Source organism: Thermanaeromonas toyohensis ToBE (assembly GCF_900176005.1).
GTDB classification, from domain to species: Bacteria; Bacillota; DSM-521; order Neomoorellales; family Neomoorellaceae; genus Thermanaeromonas; species Thermanaeromonas toyohensis.
This window is the reverse complement of the sequence record NZ_LT838272.1, coordinates 141,274-164,367: the sequence shown is the minus strand read 5'-3', so window position 1 is coordinate 164,367 and position 23,094 is coordinate 141,274. Positions and strand designations below refer to the sequence as shown.

Here is a 23,094-nt window from a genome sequence, read left to right as displayed (position 1 = left end):
TGTGCTGCGCGATCGCTTAAGAAAGAGGGGGGAAAAGAGTTTACATAAAATTTAACCCAAGAAATAAGGGGGGTAAAGAGAAAAAGAAAAATCAAAACGAAGCTTGCCCTACTAGCTTTTCTCGAAATGACTCCTTCCCTCCCTGCATGAGCCCTCTACTTTAGCCTCTTTGTCCTCTTCAGTTTTCTTGCTTGAGTTAACACCGCTATTATAAATTTCGGTAGAGCAAGGACCCTTTTTACCCTCTTCGGCTCCTGCAAAACCCGATATAACCACTCGAGGCCTAAGCCCTGCATAAAGCGAGGTGCCCGCCTGATACGTCCTGCCAGTACATCTAGACTCCCTCCTACACCTATAGCCACCGGGACCCCGAGTTCTTTTAAGTGCTGGGCTATCCAATATTCCTGTTTAGGCGAACCCAAGGCTACAAGGAGTAGGTGGGGACGGTTCTCCTTAAGGTGCTGTAAAAGTTCCCTTTCTTCTTCTTTACTTAAGTACCCGTGGGAAGTTCCAATTATGTTAAGGCCCGGGTGCCGCTCTTTTAGTTTCCGCGCCGCTTCCTCCGCCACCCCTGGAACACCGCCATATAAAAATAAGCGCCAGCCTTTTTCCGCCGCCTGCCAGGCTAAAGCTTGTACCAGATCTATGCCTGCTACCCTCTCTGGCACCGGAGTACCTAGGATCCGGGTAGCCCACACAACGCCAGCTCCATCGGGAGTGACTAGATCGGCCCGGTTTATAATATCTTTAAGTTCGGGGTCGTGTAAGGCCCGGTAGGCCATCTCGGCGTTAAGGGTAACTACATGATGGGGTTTGCCTGAAGCAATAAAGCAGCTTAAAAGCTCTACAGCCTCTTTTAAGGTAAATCCATCTACCCGGCAGCCCAACACCTGGCAAGACTTGGCCTTCTGTATTGACGACGACCTCCCTAAAGGTATAATTTGGGGCTAGCTTTCTTTCGGATATGGCATGACGATTTCTTAGGGAATACTTTTATGGATACCTCTTTTGCCAGTAGGGAATCTGGGCCAGCACGGCTTTAAGCTTTTCCTGATCCGCTATCCAATAACTTATCCCTTTAAGATATTTCCCTTCGCCGGGTACCAAGTGGGTTATTACAGCGCTGCTGTTCATATCCTTTAAGAAAAGAGCCAGACTGATCATCTCCATAGTGCTTAAATTAGTACGGACATATTTGTTTATCTCAGCCACAAGCCTGGGGATCTTAGGTAGACTGCCTAAGCGGAGGGCCTGGTCGAGCATGGCTTTAAGGAATTTCTGCTGCCGGCCTATACGGGTAATATCACCTTCGGGGTCGTTACGAAAACGCACATAAGCTAAAGCGTCATGTCCATTTAAATGTTGAAAGCCAGGTTTTAAGTTGATACCTTCCTCTGGATAATACATGCGCTTTTCCACTTCTATATCGACCCCGCCTAGGATATCCACTATCTTCTCAAAGCCTTGAAAGTCCAGTTCTACATATTTAGTTACCCGGGCACCTAAAAAACTATTTATGGTCTCCATAAGGAGCTGGGGACCGCCTAAAGCATGGGCAGCATTGATTTTGTCAGGGCCGTATCCAGGAATGCGTACATAAGTATCCCGGGGGATGGATAATAAATCTACCCGGTGCCCGGAAGGGTCAAAAAAGGCCAGGATTATGGTATCGGATCGAGAAGGCTCGTCCTCCTTTCGGGCATCTACCCCGATAAGGAGGACAGCAGCAGGTATCTTAGTCTGGGCTCCCTCTCCTCCCTGGCCGGTGTCTCCCATGGCTATAGGTTGTCCCAGCAGGTAAGCGGCCAGGTGATAACCAGCCACTCCGAAACCGGTAAAAAGAAGGACCCCCAGCAAAATAAAAGCTAGTATTTGTAGAAGTAAGCTCCTTTTTCGGGAGGGTTTCTTTTGGACCTGGGCTTCTCCCCAGAATTCCTCTTCCAACTTAAGCTTTCGCTCCTTTCCCTTCGCTTTGGAAACTTAAATTTGGAATAGGATTAAAGGGGAGGGAGATTTATAGTAATACTCTTGGTCCCTTCGTACCATTGTACTTGGGCTCCTAAGCCCTCACTTACCACCCGGAGAGGGACCATAGTCGTGCTTCCCACTAGTCTAGGTGCTGCTGGTAGCTCCCGCACCACACCATTAATAAGGGCACGGCGGGAGCCGATGGTCAATACCACCGATGTGGACCCCAGGGTGTAACTTACCGTGTTGGTGTCTCCCTTATAGTCCACCCTCGCTCCTAGGGCTTCCCCCACAAAACGAAAAGGGACCATAGAAGTACCTGTAGCCTGGTCCTGATAGGGGGCTACGGGTAGAACGTAAGGCACACCGTTTACATAAGCTGTAGTGTTGCCTATAGCTAGTATAACTTGCTTAAGTTGAGTTGTAGGAAGCTCGGAAATTTTCTTCTTAAGCTCTGATAGCTCTTCATCCAAGCTTTTCTTAAGTTCCTGTATCCGCTCATTCACATACTTTTCTACATAAGATTTCGTTACTAAAGGGTCCTCGTTGCTACCAGGTAAGGGACCGCTAGCCTGGACTTCCCGCCCTCCTCCCAGAAAAATAATGTACCCGGCTACTACCAAGGTAAGGAGCAAGACTAGAAATAAAGGGAAGATGCTAATGGGTAGCCCCAGGCTCCCTCGCCTTTTAAGTATTATCTTATTTAGCTGGTGTAAAGTACCTTTAAGGTTCAGAGTGCCCCCCTCCTTTACCATTACATTTTCACTTTCGACATAAACAACGTTATTCCTCTTAATTCCTTTTACCTAATCAAGGGCATAAAAAATAGCTAGCTAAAGCAAAGAATTCATACTTTTTTCTCAAGAAATAATTCACAAAGTCGGTCCCTTTATGCTATAATAGAGTGGAAAGAAAAAACACATACTTAATTTAGTGGTACTTAAGTAACCTAAGAAAGGAGGTAACCCCAGGTGAGGGACATCCAGCGCAGCCTCCTCCGCGAAAGAAGAGCCCTCCTGGAACAATGGGTACATGCCCCTCAAAAAGACCGGGCGGAGATCCTGGTCCGCATTATGGATATTGACGAGCAGATCGAGGCTAGCAAAACTAAGCAGCCCCGCCTACCTAAGAAAAAGGTGGTCTAGGAGGTATAAGTTACAATTTAGGCAGCACCGGGGTACATACCGGTAGCTGCCTAAGTTTTTATATTTTGAAGGTAGCTATTTTTAGGTTAATCTTTACTAAAACTAGCTTCTAACTATCTTTTACGGGTAATATGCCCTAAGGTATCCAACATGGAAAGGGCTTTCCCTGTACCCTTGGCCACGCAAAAGATAGGATCCTCAGCTATGTATACAGGTAATCCTGTCTCTTCACTTAAAAGCCGGTCCAATCCATGAAGGAGGCTTCCTCCACCGGTCATCACGATACCTTTATCCACGAGATCCGCGGCCAGCTCCGGGGGAGTGCGCTCCAGGACCTCCTTAACCGCTCCTACTACCCGCCAGAGGGGATCCTGGATGGCTTCGAAGATCTCCTCGGAGGTCACGGTTACTGTTCGGGGAAGACCAGTCACCAGGTCGCGGCCCCGTACGTTCATCTCCCGCGGTTCCGGTTTAGAACTTAAATGGGCTGTACCGATATGGATTTTTAGTTCTTCTGCCGATCTTTCCCCTATCATAAGATTTTTCTCCCGGCGCAAGTAGCGGATTATGGCCTCATCAAATTTGTCCCCCGCCACTTTAATGGAGTTACTGCAAACTATGCCCCCCAAGGATAATACGGCTATGTCGGTGGTACCCCCTCCTATGTCCACCACCATGGAGCCGCTGGGTTCGGAGATATCTAAGCCTGCGCCTAAGGCCGCCGCTAGAGGTTCTTCAATAAGATGAGCTTCTTTGGCTCCAGCCTGAAGGGCGGCTTGGCGCACAGCCCGCTCTTCTACGCCAGTAACCTGGGCAGGAATGCAGATCATAACCCGGGGTTTGATCCAGCTCTGGCGCCCGCCACAGGCCTTAGCAATAAAATAGCGGAGCATGCGCTCCGTGCTGTCGTAATCAGCAATAACCCCCTCCTTTAAGGGGCGTAAAGCGATGATATTTCCCGGTGTACGCCCAAGCATCCGCCGGGCTTCTTCTCCTACGGCAATGATACGGTTACTCTCACGGTCTAAAGCTACTACCGACGGCTCATTCAGTACAATACCCCGTCCTGGAAGGTAAACCTGTACAGTGGCTGTTCCCAGATCGATGCCTAAGTCCTGGCTTAAGCCGAACATAGCTTTTATGGGTTTTCCTCCTCTCCCCCGGTCTGATGGATATGGCTGGCCTAGATGGTATTATTCTGCAACCGGAGGAGAAATCCTCCTTTCTTTTTTCTCCTGGTATTTTTTCCGGGTGGCCTCCCCTCCCCTTAAATGCCGCTCCGCCTTATTTTGATCCAGAACCTGGCGTACCTTACCCGCCAGATCTTCATTTAGCCGCGGCAGGCGTTCGGTCACATCCTTGTGGACCGTGCTTTTACTGACTCTAAAAACAATAGCCGCCTGCCGTACAGTACAGTTGTGCTGTACGAGGTAGGCGGCTATTTTTAGCACCCGCTCGCGGATATGGTCTTGCATGGAGCAGCCTCCCCTATTCCAAATCCCCTATAAATTTTATTGGGAGGCTGCTTAAAAAAGACCAGGTTATTGCAAGTAAGGAGCTGGATCGAGGGCTTGCCCGTTTTTCTTTAGTTCAAGATGAAGATGGACGGAGCTAGAAGCTTCGGCACGGCCAGGCTGGCCCAAGGTACCCAGCACATCCCCTGGCTTTACCTTACTACCTTTAGTCACTTTAACGGAATCCAGGTGAGCATAGATAACCTGATAACCGTCGCCCGCATCTATCACCAGCCGGTAGCGCCAGTCGTCACTATATTCTACTAGGGAGACCGTACCGGAGGTAGCAGCCCGGACTTCCTCCCCCAACCGGCCCTCTAGATCCAAGCCAGGGTGGAACCGAAAGTCCCCGAAGGCCTGCGACCAAGCGAAACCGAAGGAAACCGCCTTTTTACCTGGTAAAGGCCGGTTTAAAGTTAGCTCTTTCCCCTTCGTAGCTGTTTCCTGATCTAAAGGAGTGGTATGGGGGGTTGCCTGTGCTGAGTAGGCTCCCGTTTTATCCTTAAGCTCTGGCGGTACAGTCTCCGACCCGCTTAAGGCTTCCCGCGGCAGGGGCTCTACCGGGGCCTTGGCCGGACTCTCTATAGGTAATGGGTGCACTTTGACCTTGCCCTGGAACACGGCCGTGTTGGTTACCAGATAATAAGTACCGGCTAGTAAGGCAGTCAAGAAAAGGAGATAGAAACCCTTTCGCCTTAAAATCTGCCCTATCTGGCCCAGGTGGGCAGCCTCTTGCTTTAAAAGTTTAAAGAATTTTTCCATGAGCCTCACCTCGGCCAGAGTCTACCCCATTTTTTACCTTTTTATACCTAATTTATAAAACCGATGGGGCGCAATTTCCAGGGCGGATTTAGCCGTCTACCTCCCTTTCTCTTTCATCTTTTTTCCACTTTCACACCCCGGTAATAGTGATAGAGAATGTCCAAGAAGTTCTTCCCTTCTTTGGCCATACCGTTCGCTCCGTACTGGCTTAAACCTACACCATGCCCATTACCTACACTTATAAAGGTTATGCGATCGCCTTGGACCTGCCAGGTAAAATCAGTAGAACTTAAGCCCAGAAGCTGCCGCAGTTCTGTGCCTTTAAAGGTTTTATTGCCGATCTTTATAGTCTTAATACGACCTGTGGGGGTGTACTCCTCTACCTTAATGGCTTGCCCCTTGGGAGGAATAAGGGCGGCAGCGGGAACCACCGAGAGGTTGACCCCTAGCTTCTGGTCTAGCTCAGCCAGGGTAAAGGTGACCGTATTCCGGAAGCGCGGCGCCTCCCGGTCCCAAGGAGAAGGGACGCTCTGGAGATAGGGTATATCGTAACCCCACACAGCCGCTGCGCTCTCCGTCCTGCCCCCACTGTTGGAATGGTATACGGGTACGATGAGCTCGCCCTGGTAAGTGAGTACTAAGCCCCGGGTAGCTTCTACAGCCTGACGGATTTTTTTCTCATACCGCAAGCCCCGCCAAAATCCATACTTCTGTCTTAAGACCCCCTCCGGGACCCAAGCTTGGCAATGGGAGGGATCTGTACACAGGTCCGCCTGGGGATGCTTGGAGTCCGGTTTTGCGCGAGCTTCTTCTATTTTTTTTAGGGTATAGGTCCTGGCCGCTACAGCCTGGGCCTTAAGGGCCTCCAGTTCAAATTCGGCTGGCATCTCTCCCGCCACTACACCAGCTACATAGGTCTCCAGGGGAAGGACGATAACTTCACCCCGGGCCTGATCCCAAAGGCGAACTACCCGCTCCTGGGTCTCCACTTCCACTGGGCCGCGTAAGCTTCCTAAGCCCTTAATAATAAGGGAAGGTAAGATGATCACTAGGGCAAAAAGGAAAATTATGGCAATACCCAAGAGTTTGCGCAAGGAAAATGCCCCCCAACCGCCAGTGATCCCCAGCATCCTAGGGTTTGTCCTACCCCTATATATACGCGGGTTTAGGTTAGAAAAGAACTTTAGTCGCGGAATTCATGCCCCGGTGGTGGCGGAACATAAGGCGGGATATCTGGAGCAGGCCGGGCGGGTAAGATAATCTTCTCTCCAGGTTTAATAAAGCCCAGCTCTTCCCGGGCTACTCGCTCAATGTAAGTATCGCTGTTTAGCTTCTGTATCTCTTCTTGTAGGCGGGCCTGCTCAGCCAGGAGGGCTGCTTTCTGCTGCCGATAAAAATTTAGTTCCTTCTCTACCTGGTAAAGGTTTATCCCTAAATGCAGAAAAGAATAAAGTAGATAAAACATACCCAGGAGTAAAAGCACCCGAGGAAGGCGAAAAGGCGTGCCTGGGCGATGGCCTTTCCCTGGTAACGGGGCAGGGGAAAGGGGTGAAGGAGTCTTACGGAAGGAACGATAAGATGGCCCCTGGGGATTGTGAAAAAGAGGTCTAAAGGGTGAATAAGAGGGCTTCTGGGAAGGGTGCAGACTAATCCTCTCCTTCTCCTTCCGGGAGCCCCAAGATTTCCCCCGGCAGGATGATCACAACTTGGTAACCCTTGGCCCGGGCCCGGTGGTAAAGGGTAGCCACGCTGCTCGGGCTTAAATTCAGACGCCGGGCCACTTCCTCATTGCTAAGGCCAGACTCTTTAAGGGCTACTACTTGTCTTTCCCGGAAGCTTAGTTTCTCTACACCGCGAATCTCTATGTGCACAGAGGCAGGCCTTCCTGTAGCCTTTTATCTACAGGTTGTGTACAATCTGTGGACAAACTTAGTACATTTATTATTCGACTGGTGCTTAAAAAATCCTTCTCTAGGACCGGCTTAAATTTTATTAGGACCTTGGGGCTAAGACCTTTAGGACCTGGGTTTAGGTTTTTCGGCGATGAGTGTTATGGTGGGGAAAGGGGAAGAAGCGGAATAAGCGGTAAAGCCAAGGGCGTACCAGGTGGCTGCCTTGACTATAGAGGAGGGCGCCTAGGGCCCAGGCTACTAGGACATAAGCCCGAAATTCTCCCCAGTTAATAAGGAAAAGGAGGAAGAAAGTAAAAACTAGGAGGAACAGCCATAAACTTAAGTCGGTAACCTGGGTTACCAAGCGAGAAGGCCGCCAGTAGTAACGGCAAATCCGGTAACAGTCCAGTAAAAAGGCCAGGACTATCCCCCAGCCAGCTAGGGCCAGAAAGGTAAGCCAGGGGCCATAAGGTAGGTTCATTTAAGGATCCGGCGGAGGAAGCTTTTTTTGGCGGTTCCTTCCTCCCGGTAATCTAGGGAATGCAAGAAACCGCTAGCTTCCAAAGTGCCGCTCTCGAGGCTTAAGCTGGAAATATTGAAATTTTTACCCTTAAGAATCAAAAGTCCGCAAGTTGTCTCTAGGATTATCTCTTCTTCATCGTATCCCATAACCTGTACTACTCCGCTTACACAAATGTTTTGGCGCTCGAATACTTCCACCCGGTGTTGCCCCTCGCCCACGGTTACTCCCCCCTTTTTATTCTTATGGCCTTAAGGGGGAATCTATGTTACCCAAATAAAAAAGCCTGGGTTTTACCAGGCCTTTTCCAAGGTTACATCCTTAAAGAAGTATTTTATGATCTCCTCCGGGGATTTGCCCTGTTCGGCCAGGGCCCGGGCGCCCCACTGGCTCATCCCTACCCCGTGGCCATAGCCTTGTCCTCGGAAGATTACCCGGTTTCCCCGCACCTCTACCCCAGTTATGAAAGTAGAGCGGAGGCGATCACTACCTAAGGCTAGCCGTAAGGCGGGCCCGCTTACAGTTAGCTTCCCCACTTCAATCTTGGTGGCCCGACCAGAAGGACCCTTTTCAGCTATGCGCACACTGGTGATAGGGCCGGGATCTTGGCCGGTTATCTTGCGGACAGCCGTGGCTAGTTCGTCCTTGCTGAAGCTTGCGCTCCAAGCTTTATCTTCTGGAGGAGCGATGGCCAACCCAGGATCCTTAACACTATGCACATACGGTGCTGGTTCTTGATGAAAATCTAAACCTTCTACCGCTGAAGCAGCTGTCTGGGGGCCTCCCGCAGCATGAAACCAGGCATTGATAAGCCGCCCACCCGATTTAACGACTAGACCACGGGTATTCTCCACTGCACGCCGAACATTATCGTTTATTTTCTCCGGGGCATAGGCTTGAAACTCTTCAGTGCTGGTGGAGGCATCTGTTCCCCGTGCCTTCACTCCACCTTCTTGGACTTTTTTTAGGGTAAAGGTGCGGGCTAGGATGGCCTGAGCCGCCAGGGCATTGACAGGCCAATTAGGGTCCATCTCCGCTGCCACCACACCCTGGATGTAATCTTCCATTTTGATACTCTTGGTTTCGCCTGTCTTGTGGAGGTACAGGGAGATGGTGGGCTCTTGACCTACCCCCAGTGGCCGCCGGAAGGCCCGGCCACCCCGGATAAAGGCTCCTACAGCTATAGCCAAGGCGAGGGCCACGAGCAGCGTGAAGGCAGTCCACCTTCTAATTCTTTCAGGCATAGCCTCCCACCCTTCTCCTTTTGGAAGTAGTATCAACGGCCCTGGGTGAGGCTATGCCTGGAAATTAGAGGTAACCCTGCCTTCCTCCAAGATACGGTAAAGTTCCCTGGCCCTTTCGGCAGGCACATGGTCTGGCGTGGCTAGGACTTCTAGAATCAGCCATCTGGGCCCTAAGGTTAACGTGATGATGTCGCCGGGCTTAACTTCTGTACTGGCCTTCGCTGGCCGCCGGTTAACCTGAACTGCGCCCGCCTCGCAGACCTCCTTGGCCAGGGTCCGCCTCTTAATTAACCGAGAAACCTTCAAAAATTTATCCAGCCGCAACTTAAGCTTTAAACCTGCCTATTTAAGAACTGCATCCCGCAGGGCTTTACCAGCCTTAAATACAGGTACCTTGGTGGCGGCGATGGAGATCTCCTCGCCAGTCCGCGGGTTACGGCCCACCCGGGCAGCACGCTCCTTCACCTCAAAGGTGCCGAAACCCACCAGTTGTACTTTGTCCCCCCTGGCCAGGGCCTCCTCGATGCTGGCAAAGAGGGCATTCACAGCCTTCTCAGCATCTTTTTTGGTCATTTCGGCTTTCTCCGCCACGCTGGCTACTAATTCGGCCTTGTTCAAGTACCGACCCTCCTTTACAATATTTTTATTAATAATGGTTTCTAACCTTATACCTTATTCGCCAAAATCCAACATTCTCCTGCATTACCAGCTAGTATACCTTTAATTTTTTGCTTTCTCCCAAAGGGTGTCCATCTCTTCTAGCGTCATGGTTTCCAGCTTCCGCCCCTGCCGACGAGCTTCCTCCGCTATATAATGAAAGCGACGGCAAAATTTGTCGATGGTCTTAGTAAGGGCGGTCTCGGGTTCCACTTTAAGCCAGCGAGCCAAGTTCACCAGGGCAAAAAGCACATCCCCTACCTCTTCAGTAATTTTTTCTTCCTCACCTATGTTCACGGAAGCCTTAAGCTCCTCCAGTTCCTCGTAGACCTTAGCCCACACCTCCTTTACTTCCGGCCAATCAAAACCTACCCTTGCGGCTTGTTCCTGTACCTTTAAAGCGCGAAGCAAGGCTGGAAGGATCCGGGGTGCCTGTAAAAGGGCCTCCTCGCCGTTATCCTTCCTTTCTAGGGCTTTGATCTCTTCCCAGCGCTTTAAGACCTGCTGGGCTGTCTTAAGTTTAGCTTGGCCAAAAACATGGGGATGGCGCCGGATCATTTTATCTACAATACCCACCACTACATCCCGCAAGTTGAAAAAGCCCTCTTCCTCGGCCAACCGGGCGTGGAAGACTACTTGTAGCAGTAAGTCTCCCAATTCCTCGCTTAGTTTATGCATATCGCCCTCCTCCAGAGCCTCTAAAACTTCATAGGTCTCCTCGAGGAGGTAACGTTTAAGGGTCTGGTGGGTTTGCTGTTTATCCCAGGGGCAACCTTCAGGACCACGGAGGCGGGCCATAAGATCCCGTAGCCCTTCTAAGGTATACTTATCCCCTTCTGGATAGGGGGTTACGTACAGGGTGGTTAAATGGTCTAGCCAAGTTATCCTGTCTAGCTTGTATAAGGGTATCTCCCGGATCCTCTCCTCGCCTGGCACTCCGGCAGCCCTAACCACCACCACAGGGTGCTCATCAGGAAGGAAATCCATAAGCTTAAGCTTAACCTCCCCAGCTACCCGCCGGTTATAAACTTGAGTTATAAGGGCCCCTTGCCCCAGGTTCCACGGGCGGCCAGGCCAAGCCAGGGCATCCAGGATAAACAGACCACTAGTCGGATCGAGTTTCAGGGCAACGAAGACAGCGTCCAAGCAACTTAAAGCTGGGATGAGGGGCGTCTCTATCCCTTGGGCCCCGGCCTCTTTAAGGAGGAGGCTAACAGAAACCTCCGCTACCAGAGGATGGCCGGGAACCGCATATATTACTTCTTGCGATTTTGCGGCCCGTAAGAGAGTGCGCACTATCTCTCGGTAAAGCTCCTCGAAGGAGGCGGCTGTCTCATAAAGGGGATCAAAGGAGGTGAACTTAATCCCGCGCTCCTCCAAGGCTTTGACAGCTGGATGGTAGGCTGTGCGCAAATAAAGGAGGCGAGAACCTTGTTCTAGCAACTGCCACAAGGCTAGAGGTATATGTTCAGGGTTCCCGGGACCTAAGCCTGCAATATAACATCTACCGGGCATGGGGAAGTGATCCGCCACCTTAAGTCCTCTAGAATCAGCCGTTCCCAAGGCTTCTCTATGCCGCCTTTATTTTACCTGGCAATCTAACCAAAAAACAAGCCCCTTTTTATAAAGGGGCCTGCACTTTTTCTTTTTATTGCTCCATTTGTTTGGCTAGGAAGCTTGCCGCTGTCTCCGCAAGTTTTAACTCCATCTCCCCCATTTTAACATTCGGGTCCTTCGAGCAAAGGATAACAGCTCCAATGGGATCTCCCTCCGCGATAATAGGCGCTATAACTTCAGCGGAGAATTTGCAAGGTTCGCCTTCTGTATCCTCGGGGCACTCCTTGCATAAAATGTGCTCTCCAGGATTGTTAATAATCACTGATCTGCGTTCTTCCATAGCCTTCTCTACTGCCGGGCCGATGGGTTTATCCAGGAATTCCTTTTTCGGGGCGCCGGCTACAGCTATGATGTTGTCCCGGTCGGCAATACAGGCGATATGCCCGACGGCTTCATGCAGGGCATCAGCGTATTCCTTAGCAAAATCGCCTAGTTCGCCGATGGGAGAGTACTTTTTTAGGATTACTTCTCCGTCCCGATCCACGAAAATCTCCAGAGGATCGCCTTCGCGGATGCGTAAGGTCCGGCGGATCTCCTTAGGTATCACCACACGACCTAAATCATCTATGCGCCGAACTATGCCTGTTGCTTTCACTAATTTTCCCCCCTTTTCCTCCCTGGGTGGCTGGCAAGGGTTCAAGCTTCACTGTTAGTATATAACCCCCTTTAGGTGTTTATTCATGTTTTTCCTTAAGCTGCCTTAAGCCTGGGCTAATTCTCGCATACGGCTTAAGAGTTCCTGCAGGAGTTTAAGGAGGCTATGGCTGTCCAGACCCTTAATGCGCACCCTGATGGCCAAGCCACCAGCGGAAGAAAAGGAAAGTCGACGTGGAAAGAAAGAGGAAAGCTGAAGGAGCTTTTCCCCTTTTAAGACTGGTTTATCGTTGAATTTGAGTTCTACTTCCCCGCCGCGCTGTTGGACGCTGGTAATACCTAATTCGCCAGCCAAAAGCCTTATGCGGGCCATAAGAATTAAATTTTCCGCCGCCGGGGGCGGGGAGCCAAAGCGGTCTATCATTTCAGCTGCTATTTCATCTACCTCCGCCACGCTGCTGGCCGCAAGGAACCTCTGGTAAAATTCCATCTTGAGGCTAGCATCAGGGATATAATCGTCACTTAAAAAGGTGTCTACCTTAAGCTCTACGGAAGCACCGCGCGGCGTAGATACCTCAGAAGGTATAGGTTGGCCTTTAAGCTTACGTACAGCTTCCTCCAGTAATTGGCAATAAAGGTCAAAACCCACAGCCAGCATATGGCCGTGCTGCTCAGGGCCTAAAAGATTCCCGGCACCCCGTAACTGGAGATCGCGGAGGGCGATCTTATATCCTGAACCCAAGGCAGTAAACTCCCGGATGGCGGCCAGCCGTTTTTCCGCCACCTCCCCTAAAACCTTATCTGGCCGGTAGGTAAAGTAAGCATAGGCCAGGCGATTGCTGCGCCCCACGCGACCTCGAAGCTGATAGAGCTGGGCTAGGCCGAAGGTATCAGCCTCGTCTACAATCAGGGTATTGACGTTAGGGATGTCTAGTCCATTCTCAATAATGGTAGTGCAGACCAGGACATCATAATGGCCCTCGATGAAATCTAGCATTATCCTTTCCAGTTCTTCCTCCGGCATCTGGCCGTGAGCCACAGCTATCCTGGCTTCAGGTACCAGCTGTTGCAAGGTGAAAGCTACCTGGTCGATATCTGCCACCCGGTTATGGACATAGTATACCTGGCCGCCCCGTTCCAGTTCCCTCCGGATGGCCTCCTGCACCAGTTCCGGGCTATACTCCACTACATAAGTCTGGACCGGAAAACGATCTTCCGGCGGCGTCTCGATAAGGCTCATATCCCGCACGCCAGCCAGGGCCATGTGCAGGGTTCGAGGAATAGGAGTGGCGGTCATGGTCAACACATCCACACTATAGCGGAGTTGCTTAAGCTTTTCCTTATGGGCTACCCCAAAGCGCTGTTCTTCGTCGATTATAACTAGGCCCAGGTCTTTAAAAGTGACGTCATTAGAAAGAAGCCGGTGGGTACCGATGATGATGTCGATCTCTCCCCGGGCCAGGGCCGCCACAGTTTCCGCCTGTTCCTTAGGTGAAAGGAAACGGCTTAAAACAGCTACCTTTATGGGATAAGGGGCAAAACGCTGCTTGAAGGTATTGTAATGTTGCTGGGCTAAAACAGTAGTGGGTACCAGCACAGCTACTTGTTTCCCATCCATAACCGCCTTAAAGGCAGCCCGCAAAGCCACCTCTGTCTTGCCGTACCCCACATCCCCACACAAGAGCCGGTCCATAGGCTTAGGTCTCTCCATATCGGCCTTGACCTCGGCTATGGCTTTAAGCTGATCGGGAGTCTCCGTGTAGGGGAAGGCTTCCTCAAACTCCCGTTGCCAAGGCGTATCTGGGGAAAAGGCGTGCCCCTGTATAGTCTGCCTGGTAGCGTAAAGATTTAAAAGTTCTTCGGCCATAGCCCGTACAGCTTCCTGTACCCGGCCCTTAACTTTAGCCCACTCATTACCTCCCAGGCGATAAAGGCGCGGCACATGCCCCTCCGCCCCAATATATTTTTGGACCAGGGAGATCTGATCAATGGGCACGTATAACCGGTCGTTACCTGCGTATTGTATGACCAGGTAATCCTTTTTAATGCCTTCTACTTCCAATTGTTGGATACCCAAGTACCGGCCGATACCGTGATGAACATGAACCACATAGTCCCCCTCTTTAAGGTCGGCAAAGGAGCTTATACGCAGGCCTTCCCGGACCACTTTATGCTTCCGGGGACGGCGTACGGGCCCGTAAAGCTCAGCGTCTCCCAAGATAACCAGGCGCATCTGGGGCCAGCTGAAGCCCTGGCGAAGCCGGCCGGGAACCACCACCACTTGGCCCGGCTGGGGCGGAGAGGATACATCTTTTAGGGCTACTGTCTCTAAGCCTTCCGCCCCTAGATTCTGCTGTAAAGCCTCTATGCGTCCAGGATCAGCGACCATCAGGATAATACGGTACTGTTCCCGGCGAAAGCGGGATAATTCCTGGACTAAAAATTTTATTTTCCCTTGAAAGGCAGGAATAGACTGGGCACCTACACCTATAATCTGGCGTACTCCTGGGGTAGCCCGCCGAGGAAGGAGGGAGAAGTATATCCGCTGATACCTCGCAAACAAATTCTCCAGTTCTGCTACAGTAGCGTAGGCTTCTCCCTGGGAAGGTAAAGCTAATCCTCCTTCTAACATCTGGGTAAAGATATCTACCCGGTGTTTTTCCCGCCGCTTGGCTTCTTCCATCAACCGCTGGGGATCGTCAAGGATGAGCACAGGCGGCCGGGGGAAATATTCGAGGATACTGGCTAACCGGGGATAGAAAAAGGGGCCTAGTTGATCTACCCCTTCAGGCCAATCGCCAGCCTTAAGGCTAGCCAAAAGCTGGTCCATCCTTTCTTCTAGCTCCCGGGCAGCCTGGGGCCGGCTCTTTTTTAAACGCTCTAATGTCCTTAGGTATTCCTCTTCCAGGCGAGCAAGCCCTAGCTCCCGTTCCTCTGGAGCCACCATTTCCCGGGCTGGGGTGATAACTACTTCCTCCAGTTCTTGTACCGAACGCTGCGTAGTCGGATCAAAAGCGCGTAAAGAATCTATTTCATCCCCAAAAAATTCTAACCTTACTGGTTGTTCGGCACCCAGGGGATAGATATCGATAATCCCACCCCGTACAGCAAGATGACCGGGCGCCTCCACTATTTCCTCCCGGCGGTACCCCAAGCGGACCAAGCGGTCTAGCAAATTCTCACGGTCGATATTCTGTCCTACTTTTAGAGTTAAAAGGGTGGAGCGGAAAAGGTCTGGGGGTGGAAGCTTGCCGGCCAAGGCTTCTACAGCCATAACCACTACTTTGGCCTTACCCCGCAATAAATCGCTTAAAACCCGTATGCGTTGGGCGGGTATCTCAGGGCTATAGGCATGAACACCTATGGGCAAAAGTTCCCCTGCCGGCAGGTATTCAATCCCTTCTCCAGGCCAGAAGGCATCCACGTCAGCAGCTAGGCGCTGGGCATCCTCTGAGGAAGCCGTTATGACCAGTAGGGGTTGAAAATGGGCTACCATGGCCGTAACCCAGAGGCTTTTTAGCCCATCCGGAATATCATATAATTGCTGTTCAGCAAGCCCCCGCCGGAGGCCTTCCGCGAGATTGTGAAATTGTGCGCTATCTCTAACGATTTGCAAGAGTCCGTGATTATACATATACCCTCTCGTTTACCTCTCGTTTTTCCATACTAAAAGGCCCTCTATTAGGCCAGGGCCTTGCTTTTTCCATTATAGCCCGCCCAGCCTCCTTAAGTCAAGGAGAAGGAAATTGGCGATGGAGAAAATAAAGGAATAAGTTCCACCCTATATGTAGCAAGGCTCCCGCTCCCCAAGCCCAAAAGGGGGAATTAGAGGCCCACCAGGCCAGGACGGCGGCCAGGCCAAACAGGGTATGCCCTCCTATAGCTGCCCAAGCCGCACCCTTTCGCCCCCAGCTCCATTCCCAGGCTCCCTCGATGAGCCCAAAGGTAAAATGAGCAAAGAACAAGGAACCCCCCCAGGCGAGGGCCAAGCCTGTTTTCAGTCCTTCCTCCCAGAGGGGGCCCCAAAGGGAAATGTTGAATCTCCATTTAGGAAGAAAGAAACGGTTGACAGGCCAAGCTAGAACTGCAGCTAAAGATCCAACCAAAACAGCCTTTAATTCCGGCAATTATCGTTTCCTTCCCGCCTTCGCTATGCTTTAACAATTATATCGATTCATGACCTCTTCTATGTCTCCGCTTAGGATCCAAAAACGGGCGGCTTCGGCGGCCCGTATTAGAATGGGACGGACAGCCTCCCATTCTTGATTAGTAAAAGGCTCCAAGACGTACTCCACCACGTCCTTACCCGGAGGAGGTCGTCCAATACCGATCCTGGCACGTGGTACCCCTTCGGTCCCCAGGGCTTCAAGTACAGAGGCTAAACCTTTATGTCCGCCTGAGCTACCCCGTGGCCTGATGCGCAAACGTCCGGGGGGCAGGTCCAGATCATCTAAAAGCACTAGAATATCCTGAGGATATATACCGTACCAGCGGGCGAGCCCGGCCACCGCCTGGCCGCTAAGGTTCATAAAGGTGAGGGGCTTAACTAAAAGAACTCGCCGGCCCTCTATTTGACCTGTGCCTATGAGGGCCCCCTGCTTTTCCCGGGTAAAGTTTATCCCTAATTCATCGGCCAGGAGATCTAAGGCCATAAAACCAGCATTATGGCGCGTGGTCTCGTACAAGGGGCCTGGGTTACCCAGGCCCACAACCATCTTCACCGGTTATCCTCCCCGTTTGCCTCAAACGTTATACCGTCTCCTTTTAAGCTCCCTCAGGAGCTCCCCCTTCCTCTTCGGCCTCGGCCTCCTCACCCTTCTCCAGTTCCACCACGGTGGCAATGAGGCCCTCGGGTTCCGAAAGTATCTTCACTCCTTTAGGTGGCTTAATATCGGCCACGGTAAGATGGTCACCAACGTCCAAGCCGCTCACATCCACCACAATGGCTTCCGGCAGGTCAGCAGGTAAACATTCTATCTCCAGCTCTGATAAACCGTGCTGGAGGATACCCCCAGCTTTGACCCCTCGTGGTTCGCCCTCTAAAACCACAGGTACCGTAACAGTGATCTTTTCTCCGGCCGGAACCTGGTAGAGATCTACATGAAGCAGGTCGCCCCGTATGGGGTCGCGCTGGACTTCCCGGAGTAGGGCCATGTATTCTTGTCTTGCACCATCCTTTTCCAGATGGACTTTGACTAAGGCCCTCTCCCCTTCCCTTTCTAAAACCCTCTGGAGTTCCTTTAGCTTAATCATTATGGGAAGATTCCCCGCATCCCGGCCGTATAAAATTGCTGGTAACAAACCTTGCTGTCTTAAACGACGAGCCGGTCCTTTACCGGTTTTCTGCCTAGGCTGAACTGTTAATACACTGGCTTCCATAAAATGTAATTCTCCCCTTTCTCCTGAAATTATAATGTAGCATAAATTGGTCATCTTAAGCATAAACATTTTCTATCCGGGAGGTGAAAAGAATGCTGCACCGCAGTAAAAAAATCCTGGGAATGCCTGTAATAAGCCTAGCCGACGGGCAAGTAGTAGGGCGCGTAAAGCGGCTCCTCCTCGATCTCCAAAACTTAAAAATAGCTGGCCTTATCCTAGACCGTAAGGGTTGGTTTAAAGAGCAACCTGTAATACCGTACAGCCATGTGAAAAATATTGGTAGCCACGCCGTGACCATCGATGAAGCTTCAGCAGTAGTAAACTTGCGCTCCCTACCTGAGCTAGAGGAGCTAGCTAAGAAACTTCTGCCCCTGGTGGGAGCCAGGGTAATAACAGAAGAGGGGGTCGTCTTAGGTACTGTAGAGGATTTCTTTTTTGATCCCCGGGACGGTAAAATACAAGAGCTGGAGTTAAAAGGGAAGCTGTGGCAAGGCCATACCTTACTTCCGGCTTCTACCATCCGCACCTGCGGCCGCGATGCTTTAATTGCCAAGGCTGAAGCCCCCAACCTCATCCAGCGCCGACGGGGTGCTTTGAGCTGGCCTAGCTGGGAAGCTGCCTCAAGAGCTACCGAAAAATGGGGCCAGAGTTTAAACCGGTACCTTAAGCGTTTACCTGGCTTAAGCCAAAAGGATAAACCGTTAAAGCCCAACTAGATTTTCCCGGGCAAAAGGAAACAAGGAAAATAAGTTTTGCTTTCTCCTTAAGTTAAAGCTTAACCCATAGTTTGGCACTGGATCTCGACTCTTAATCAAACAAGGTACTGACGGATTCGTCCCGGTGGATACGTATGATGGCCTCCCCTAAAAGGGGAGCCACTGAGAGATGGCGGAGCTTAGGCGTATTCTTTTCCGCGGGTACCGGAATGGTATTGCAAACCACTACTTCCTCAATGGGGGACGCCTCCAGCCTCTCCACGGCAGGCCCGGAGAGCACCGGGTGGGTGCAGCAAGCGTAGATGGACCGCGCACCTTGCTCTTTTAAAGCCTGTGCACCCAAACATATGGTTCCAGCGGTATCGATGAGATCATCTACCATGATTACTGTCTTGCCCTCCACTTCGCCAATTATGTTCATTACTTCAGCTACGTTGGCGGTGGGTCTACGCTTGTCGATGATAGCTATTTCTGCCTTGAGCCGTTCGGCTAGATTACGGGCTCGAATCACACCCCCCACGTCAGGCGAGACTACAACCAGCTCTTTAAGATTTAAGGCCTTAAAGTAATCGGCCAGGATAGGTATGGCTGTCAAATGATCTACCGGTATATCAAAAAAACCTTGGATGGCCCCAGCGTGCAGGTCCATGGTGAGGACGCGGTCTGCCCCAGCAGCAGTAATGAGGTTAGCCACCAGCTTAGCTGAAATGGGATCTCGCGCCCGGGTCTTCCGCTCCTGGCGGGCATATCCATAATATGGTATTACTGCTGTTATGCGCCAGGCCGAGGCCCGCCGCAGGGCATCTATCAAGATTAAAAGTTCCATTAGGTTATCGTTCACCGGGTTACAGGTAGGCTGGATTACAAAGACATCAGCCCCCCGCACGCTTTCATCTATGGCTAGGCTTATTTCCCCGTCGCTGAAGCGCCCCACCTTAGCTTTCCCCAGGGGCACCTTAAGGTAGGCGCAGATCTCCTGGGCGAGCTTAGGGTTGGCATTGCCTGTGAAGATCTTTAGCATATCTGTTTCGCTGGTCATCCCTCACCCGACCTTTCCCTTTTATCTAGCTTAGCCCGGCCTCTGTCTGGAAGGTTGACCTGCCGGGCCCGAGCTAAAGCCAAGGCTCCTGCCGGTACATTTTTAGTTATAGTGGAACCCGCGCCTATTAAAGCCTTTTCCCCCACTTCTACCGGCGCCACCAAGTTGGTATTGCTACCGATAAAAGCTCCATCGCCTATTATAGTGGGCCATTTCTGGTGGCCATCGTAGTTGCAGGTAATGGTGCCCGCTCCGATATTCACGTTTTTCCCCACTTCAGCATCCCCTAAGTAGGTCAAATGGGGTACCTTGCTATCCTCGCCCACCCGTGAAGCTTTGATTTCTACAAAATCCCCCACCTTCACCCGGTCAGCTAAAATTGTTCCCGGTCGCAAGTAAGCGAAGGGGCCTATCTGACAACGGGAACCTACTACGCTTTCCCAAATAACGGAGTAACTTATGGAGGTTTCCTCCCCAATGGAGCTATCCTTTACGGTAGTCTGGGGTCCAATAATACAACGGGAACCAATAGAGGTCCTCCCTTCTAAAAAAGTGAAGGGTAATATCACTGTATCCCGGCCCACTTCTACCCCGGCATCGATAAAGGTAGTAGCGGGGTCTACTATAGTCACCCCTTTAAGCATAAGTTCCTCGTTTATTCGCCGGCGAAGTACTTGAGCAGCACGGGCCAGTTCCACCCGGTCGTTTACCCCTAAGATTTCCTCCGGATCTGCACATTTTATAGCCTGGACCTTTTCATTCCTACGGCAGAAAAGCTCAATTATGTCTGTTAAATAATATTCACCCTGGGCATTTAAAGGCTTTATCTCTTCTAGAGCTGGCCAGACCAGGGAAGCGGTAAAACAATAGGTCCCACTGTTAATCTCCTTAATAGCTTTAATATCGGGGGTGGCATCCCGTTCTTCCACTACCTTTTGTACTAGACCATGGGAGTCGCGCAACACCCGGCCATACCCGGTGGGATCCTCCACACAAGCCACCAGCAAGGTAGCCGCAGCCCCTTCCTCCCGGTGGGCAGCCACCAGGGCAGCCAGGGTGGAGGACCGGAGCAAGGGGGTGTCGCCACACAATACTAGGAGGGTCGAGGCTCCCCTCACAAGCTCTTGAGCTTGGGCCAGGGCGTGTCCTGTTCCCAACTGCCTTTCCTGCCAGGCATATTTATAGCGAGGACCTAAATAAGAACGTACTAGCTCACCCCCATGGCCTATCACCAAAACGATCTCGTGGATACCGGCTCCCTCCACAGCCGCCAACACATGCTCAACGAGGGTCCTACCCGCTACCCGGTGAAGAACCTTGGGTAAGTCGGAACGCATCCTCTTCCCTTCGCCGGCCGCCAAGATGACGGCTACTACTCCCTCCACCTTTTACCCTCCCCCCAGAAATGTTGCCGAGTCAAAGACCCGGCGCACCAGCTCCCAATCCTCCCGTTTATCTACATCCATACCTATCTCTGGATAAGGAGTAATTATAGCCACCCCACGGACTCCTAAAAGATGAGAAAAGTTCCTCTCCACTTCCGCTAGGGTAAGCCTGCCTAAAATAAATTTCAAAATAAACAAAAGGCCTATCTGTCTGGCCAGGCCTAAAGGGCTTTTGCGCAGCTTAACTAATTTTTCCCCCTGAAGGGCACAAGGCATAAGGGCGTCCGCCCGCATAAGGGCCAAGTTGCCCCCTGTGAAGGTCCCCTCCTTAAGGCGCACATATGTGCGGCGAGCTCCCCCGAATTTTTCCTCCACAGATTGGCGGGTAATAATGGGATAATAAAGGTCTGCCTCTACCTTAAGGCAGCGCTCTAAAAAATCCCTCACCGCTTGGGGGGTAAGAAGGGGGAGATCGGCTGTAGCCAAGAGAAGCCATCTGCTCCCCTCCAAAGCCCGGTACCCGTTCAAGGCACTTTCTACAGCGGAAGACCCAGCTAAAACCCAGTATACCCCCTCTTCTTCGGCTAATGTCGAAAGCTCCGGCGGTCCCACCAGGACCAGGCGCTCTATACAGCCTGAATCTTGTAGTGCCCGTAATACCCACGTAACCATAGGACGACCACCCACAGGGAGGAGGGCTTCGGTGGTGGCTCCTAAAATCTCTCCCTTCCCCGGGCTACCCCCGGCCAGCACTATCCCGTCAATGTTCCTCATCCCTTTTACCTCCTAAAGTCCTAACCCTTCAAAAATAAAGGAACCGTACCGGAGCTTCTTAATAACCGGAGCTTTTTTATACAAAACCTCCTTTATGCCCTTTTACCCCTTCTTTAACTTATGAGCTTTCCCCCTGGCGTGCACGCATCTCTTCCCGGATGGCCTCTAGCATGCGATTTTCAGCGTTTTCTATATGCTCCTGGGCCAGACGTTGAGCAAGTTCAACGTTCCGGGCAGCAATAGCCTCCACCAGAGCCTTATGCTCTTCCAAGGTTTCCCGCATGCGGCCAGGAGTAGCCAGGGAAGTAGTACGGAACCGCTGGATCTGCTCCCTTAAGTTGTTTATTATCTGGACCAACCGGTCGTTGCGGCTGGCACGGTATAGGACATCGTGAAATTGGGTATCTACTTGAATAAGGGTTTCTAAGTCGTTTTTTTCTACACATTCAGCCACCCGTACAAGTAGACGCTCAAGTTCTTCCAGTTCTTCTTCGGTAATGCGTTCACAGGCCAGGGCAGCAGCCAAAGCTTCCAGGGCAGCCCGTATTTCAAAAACATCAGCGATGTCTTTTGTAGAAATATCAGCCACATAAGCTCCTTTCCGGGGTATCATGACTACGAAGCCTTCCAATTCCAGCTTGCGGATGGCTTCCCGGACAGGGGTACGGCTTACCCCCATTTCTTCCGCCAGCTGTACTTCCATCAGGCGCTCCCCTGCTTTGAGCTGGCCCGTAATGATGGCTTCGCGCAAAGTTTCAAAGACGATCTCCCGTAGAGGCTTATAGTTTTCTAGCTTCCCAGCTAGTATATTTTTCATAAATATCTCCCTCCGGAATTTAAACTCCCCCATCTTTAAATTGTCTCAAGTTTCCCTATTGAAAAACCTGCTTTCCAAACTCTAGCTTGGCGAAAGGCAAAGTTAGGCACAAAGTTCATAGAACAAAACAGAAACAGCAAGGAGCATAAATTTATAACACGTGATTTTATAAAGTATGCGTAATGAAGGTATCCGGGTATTTAGGTTTTAGCCTCCGGGCGATCCTCTCCGCTTCCTCCCGGTTAGGGACTACCCCGAAGACAGCCGGGCCGCTGCCACACATGACGGCCTTCTCTGCCCCATAGGCCAACAAGCGCTCCTTTATAGCCTTCACCTCAGGATAAAGGGTACAGGTAACCTTCTCCAGGGCATTGCCTAAAGAAGCCACTAAAGCTTGCCGGTCACCATGATACAAGGCTGCCACAGCTTCTTCTTCTTGGGGTAACACAAAATCCTTACCGCCTACGCCAGCATCCCAACTTGCATAAATTTCCCGGCTACTAACAGCGAAGGAGGGTCTAACTATAACCAGCCACAGGCGAGGAGGAGAAGGTAAAAGCAGCAACCTTTCCCCTTTTCCCCTACCCAGGGCAGTACCCCCTAGGATACAGAAGGGTACATCGGCACCCAGCCTTTCCCCTAAGCAAGCCAGCATACCAGGAGTAAGGCCTAAACCGAAAAGATAATTTAAGCCTATAAGGACAGCTGCGGCATCGGTACTCCCCCCAGCCAGGCCAGCAGCTACAGGTATATTTTTTTCTAGGATTATTTTTACCCCTGGAAAAGGATACCTTTCCCGCAAGAGCGCGGCCGCCCGCCAGGCCAGATTCTCCGGCCTTTGAAGCCCTTCCATCCCCTTAACTTCTAGCTCGATACTTTCCGCTCGTCGCAAGGTCACTGTATCGTGCAGGGCTATACTCTGGAAGATAGTACTTATTTCATGGTATCCGTCGTCCCTGGTCCCTTTAACTTCTAAAGTTAAATTGATCTTGGCATAAGCCCGTAAGGTGATCTCCTGCAAAAGAACCTCACATTCCTTCTTAAGGTCAGTAAAAGCTTAAGACCAAAATC

Annotated in this window: 27 protein-coding genes; 2 read left to right on the top strand and 25 right to left on the bottom strand. The window is 51.3% G+C overall.

Annotated features, from left to right (window positions below; all coding sequences use genetic code 11):
* Positions 1-155: 155 nt before the first annotated feature.
* From B9A14_RS00935 to B9A14_RS00925, 3 genes are all read right to left on the bottom strand, one after another.
* Positions 156-890 (bottom strand): WecB/TagA/CpsF family glycosyltransferase, encoded by a 735-nt coding sequence (locus tag B9A14_RS00935; RefSeq protein WP_084663126.1) that lies wholly within the window; start codon positions 888-890, stop codon positions 156-158.
* A 103-nt stretch (positions 891-993) separates the two neighbouring features.
* Positions 994-1,944: an LCP family protein gene (locus B9A14_RS00930; protein WP_084663124.1), complete on the bottom strand. Its 951-nt coding sequence runs from the start codon at positions 1,942-1,944 to the stop codon at positions 994-996.
* A 53-nt stretch (positions 1,945-1,997) separates the two neighbouring features.
* A complete protein-coding gene (locus tag B9A14_RS00925) occupies positions 1,998-2,723 on the bottom strand; it encodes a copper amine oxidase N-terminal domain-containing protein (protein WP_084663122.1) in 726 nt (241 codons plus the stop codon).
* A gap of 216 nt (positions 2,724-2,939) precedes the next feature.
* Between B9A14_RS00925 and B9A14_RS16860 the strand changes: the two genes are divergently transcribed.
* Positions 2,940-3,113, top strand: coding sequence for a hypothetical protein (locus tag B9A14_RS16860; protein WP_157109722.1), 174 nt, complete (start codon positions 2,940-2,942; stop codon positions 3,111-3,113).
* Positions 3,114-3,226: 113 nt separating this feature from the next.
* On the opposite strand, the gene mreB is transcribed toward B9A14_RS16860, so the two are convergent.
* The 17 genes from mreB to B9A14_RS00840 all read right to left on the bottom strand — a co-directional run bounded on the left by mreB (position 3,227) and on the right by B9A14_RS00840 (position 17,355).
* Positions 3,227-4,246, bottom strand: coding sequence for a rod shape-determining protein (gene mreB / locus B9A14_RS00920; RefSeq protein WP_084663120.1), 1,020 nt, complete (start codon positions 4,244-4,246; stop codon positions 3,227-3,229).
* 60 nt (positions 4,247-4,306) lie between these two features.
* Positions 4,307-4,588 (bottom strand): sporulation transcriptional regulator SpoIIID, encoded by a 282-nt coding sequence (gene spoIIID / locus B9A14_RS00915; RefSeq protein ID WP_084663118.1) that lies wholly within the window; start codon positions 4,586-4,588, stop codon positions 4,307-4,309.
* A 66-nt stretch (positions 4,589-4,654) separates the two neighbouring features.
* The gene (locus tag B9A14_RS00910) at positions 4,655-5,389 is read right to left on the bottom strand and encodes a M23 family metallopeptidase (RefSeq protein WP_084663116.1); all 735 of its coding nucleotides are present in this window, start codon (positions 5,387-5,389) and stop codon (positions 4,655-4,657) included.
* A gap of 113 nt (positions 5,390-5,502) precedes the next feature.
* Positions 5,503-6,483, bottom strand: coding sequence for a stage II sporulation protein D (gene spoIID, locus B9A14_RS00905; RefSeq protein ID WP_157109721.1), 981 nt, complete (start codon positions 6,481-6,483; stop codon positions 5,503-5,505).
* An 89-nt stretch (positions 6,484-6,572) separates the two neighbouring features.
* Complete coding sequence (locus B9A14_RS00900; protein WP_084663112.1) at positions 6,573-6,854, bottom strand: FtsB family cell division protein; 282 nt, start codon at positions 6,852-6,854, stop codon at positions 6,573-6,575.
* A gap of 181 nt (positions 6,855-7,035) precedes the next feature.
* Positions 7,036-7,260, bottom strand: a complete 225-nt coding sequence (locus tag B9A14_RS00895; protein ID WP_084663110.1) for an RNA polymerase sigma factor — start codon at positions 7,258-7,260, stop codon at positions 7,036-7,038.
* A 157-nt stretch (positions 7,261-7,417) separates the two neighbouring features.
* Positions 7,418-7,762: a spore cortex biosynthesis protein YabQ gene (gene yabQ, locus B9A14_RS00890; protein ID WP_084663108.1), complete on the bottom strand. Its 345-nt coding sequence runs from the start codon at positions 7,760-7,762 to the stop codon at positions 7,418-7,420.
* On the bottom strand, positions 7,759-8,022 hold the full coding sequence (locus B9A14_RS00885) for a YabP/YqfC family sporulation protein (protein WP_084663106.1): 264 nt from the start codon (positions 8,020-8,022) through the stop codon (positions 7,759-7,761). The genes yabQ and B9A14_RS00885 overlap by 4 nt, the downstream gene beginning before the upstream one ends.
* 72 nt (positions 8,023-8,094) lie before the next feature.
* A complete protein-coding gene (locus B9A14_RS00880; protein WP_084663104.1) occupies positions 8,095-9,045 on the bottom strand; it encodes a SpoIID/LytB domain-containing protein in 951 nt (316 codons plus the stop codon).
* Positions 9,046-9,096: 51 nt separating this feature from the next.
* The gene (locus B9A14_RS00875) at positions 9,097-9,369 is read right to left on the bottom strand and encodes an RNA-binding S4 domain-containing protein (protein ID WP_084663102.1); all 273 of its coding nucleotides are present in this window, start codon (positions 9,367-9,369) and stop codon (positions 9,097-9,099) included.
* Between the two features lie 18 nt (positions 9,370-9,387).
* Entirely contained in the window at positions 9,388-9,663 is a 276-nt protein-coding gene (locus B9A14_RS00870; RefSeq protein WP_084663100.1) for an HU family DNA-binding protein, read from the bottom strand.
* A gap of 102 nt (positions 9,664-9,765) precedes the next feature.
* A complete protein-coding gene (gene yabN, locus B9A14_RS17625; protein WP_084663098.1) occupies positions 9,766-11,217 on the bottom strand; it encodes a bifunctional methyltransferase/pyrophosphohydrolase YabN in 1,452 nt (483 codons plus the stop codon).
* Between the two features lie 133 nt (positions 11,218-11,350).
* Positions 11,351-11,914, bottom strand: coding sequence for a stage V sporulation protein T (spoVT, locus tag B9A14_RS00860; protein ID WP_084663096.1), 564 nt, complete (start codon positions 11,912-11,914; stop codon positions 11,351-11,353).
* 105 nt (positions 11,915-12,019) lie between these two features.
* Positions 12,020-15,529 carry a transcription-repair coupling factor gene (mfd, locus tag B9A14_RS00855; RefSeq protein WP_231967863.1) on the bottom strand — a complete coding sequence of 1,170 codons (3,510 nt, stop codon included), beginning with the start codon at positions 15,527-15,529 and terminating at the stop codon, positions 12,020-12,022.
* Positions 15,530-15,644: 115 nt separating this feature from the next.
* Positions 15,645-16,040, bottom strand: a complete 396-nt coding sequence (locus tag B9A14_RS00850; protein WP_084663092.1) for a hypothetical protein — start codon at positions 16,038-16,040, stop codon at positions 15,645-15,647.
* Between the two features lie 30 nt (positions 16,041-16,070).
* Positions 16,071-16,628 (bottom strand): aminoacyl-tRNA hydrolase, encoded by a 558-nt coding sequence (gene pth / locus B9A14_RS00845; RefSeq protein ID WP_084666981.1) that lies wholly within the window; start codon positions 16,626-16,628, stop codon positions 16,071-16,073.
* A 49-nt stretch (positions 16,629-16,677) separates the two neighbouring features.
* Entirely contained in the window at positions 16,678-17,355 is a 678-nt protein-coding gene (locus B9A14_RS00840) for a 50S ribosomal protein L25/general stress protein Ctc (protein WP_197686540.1), read from the bottom strand.
* A gap of 29 nt (positions 17,356-17,384) precedes the next feature.
* On the opposite strand from B9A14_RS00840, the gene B9A14_RS00835 reads away from it, so the two are divergent.
* The gene (locus B9A14_RS00835; RefSeq protein WP_084663088.1) at positions 17,385-18,008 is read left to right on the top strand and encodes a PRC-barrel domain-containing protein; all 624 of its coding nucleotides are present in this window, start codon (positions 17,385-17,387) and stop codon (positions 18,006-18,008) included.
* A gap of 91 nt (positions 18,009-18,099) precedes the next feature.
* Here B9A14_RS00835 and B9A14_RS00830 read toward each other — a convergent pair whose 3' ends face one another.
* From B9A14_RS00830 to ispE, 5 genes are all read right to left on the bottom strand, one after another.
* Positions 18,100-19,047 carry a ribose-phosphate diphosphokinase gene (locus B9A14_RS00830; protein WP_157109720.1) on the bottom strand — a complete coding sequence of 316 codons (948 nt, stop codon included), beginning with the start codon at positions 19,045-19,047 and terminating at the stop codon, positions 18,100-18,102.
* Entirely contained in the window at positions 19,044-20,432 is a 1,389-nt protein-coding gene (gene glmU, locus B9A14_RS00825) for a bifunctional UDP-N-acetylglucosamine diphosphorylase/glucosamine-1-phosphate N-acetyltransferase GlmU (protein WP_084663086.1), read from the bottom strand. Before glmU ends, B9A14_RS00830 begins: the two co-directional genes overlap by 4 nt.
* Positions 20,433-20,435: 3 nt before the next feature.
* Complete coding sequence (locus B9A14_RS00820; RefSeq protein ID WP_084663084.1) at positions 20,436-21,206, bottom strand: nucleotidyltransferase family protein; 771 nt, start codon at positions 21,204-21,206, stop codon at positions 20,436-20,438.
* A 118-nt stretch (positions 21,207-21,324) separates the two neighbouring features.
* Positions 21,325-22,023, bottom strand: a complete 699-nt coding sequence (locus B9A14_RS00815) for a GntR family transcriptional regulator (RefSeq protein WP_084663082.1) — start codon at positions 22,021-22,023, stop codon at positions 21,325-21,327.
* Positions 22,024-22,189: 166 nt separating this feature from the next.
* Positions 22,190-23,044, bottom strand: coding sequence for a 4-(cytidine 5'-diphospho)-2-C-methyl-D-erythritol kinase (ispE, locus tag B9A14_RS00810; protein ID WP_084663080.1), 855 nt, complete (start codon positions 23,042-23,044; stop codon positions 22,190-22,192).
* Positions 23,045-23,094: the final 50 nt, after the last annotated feature.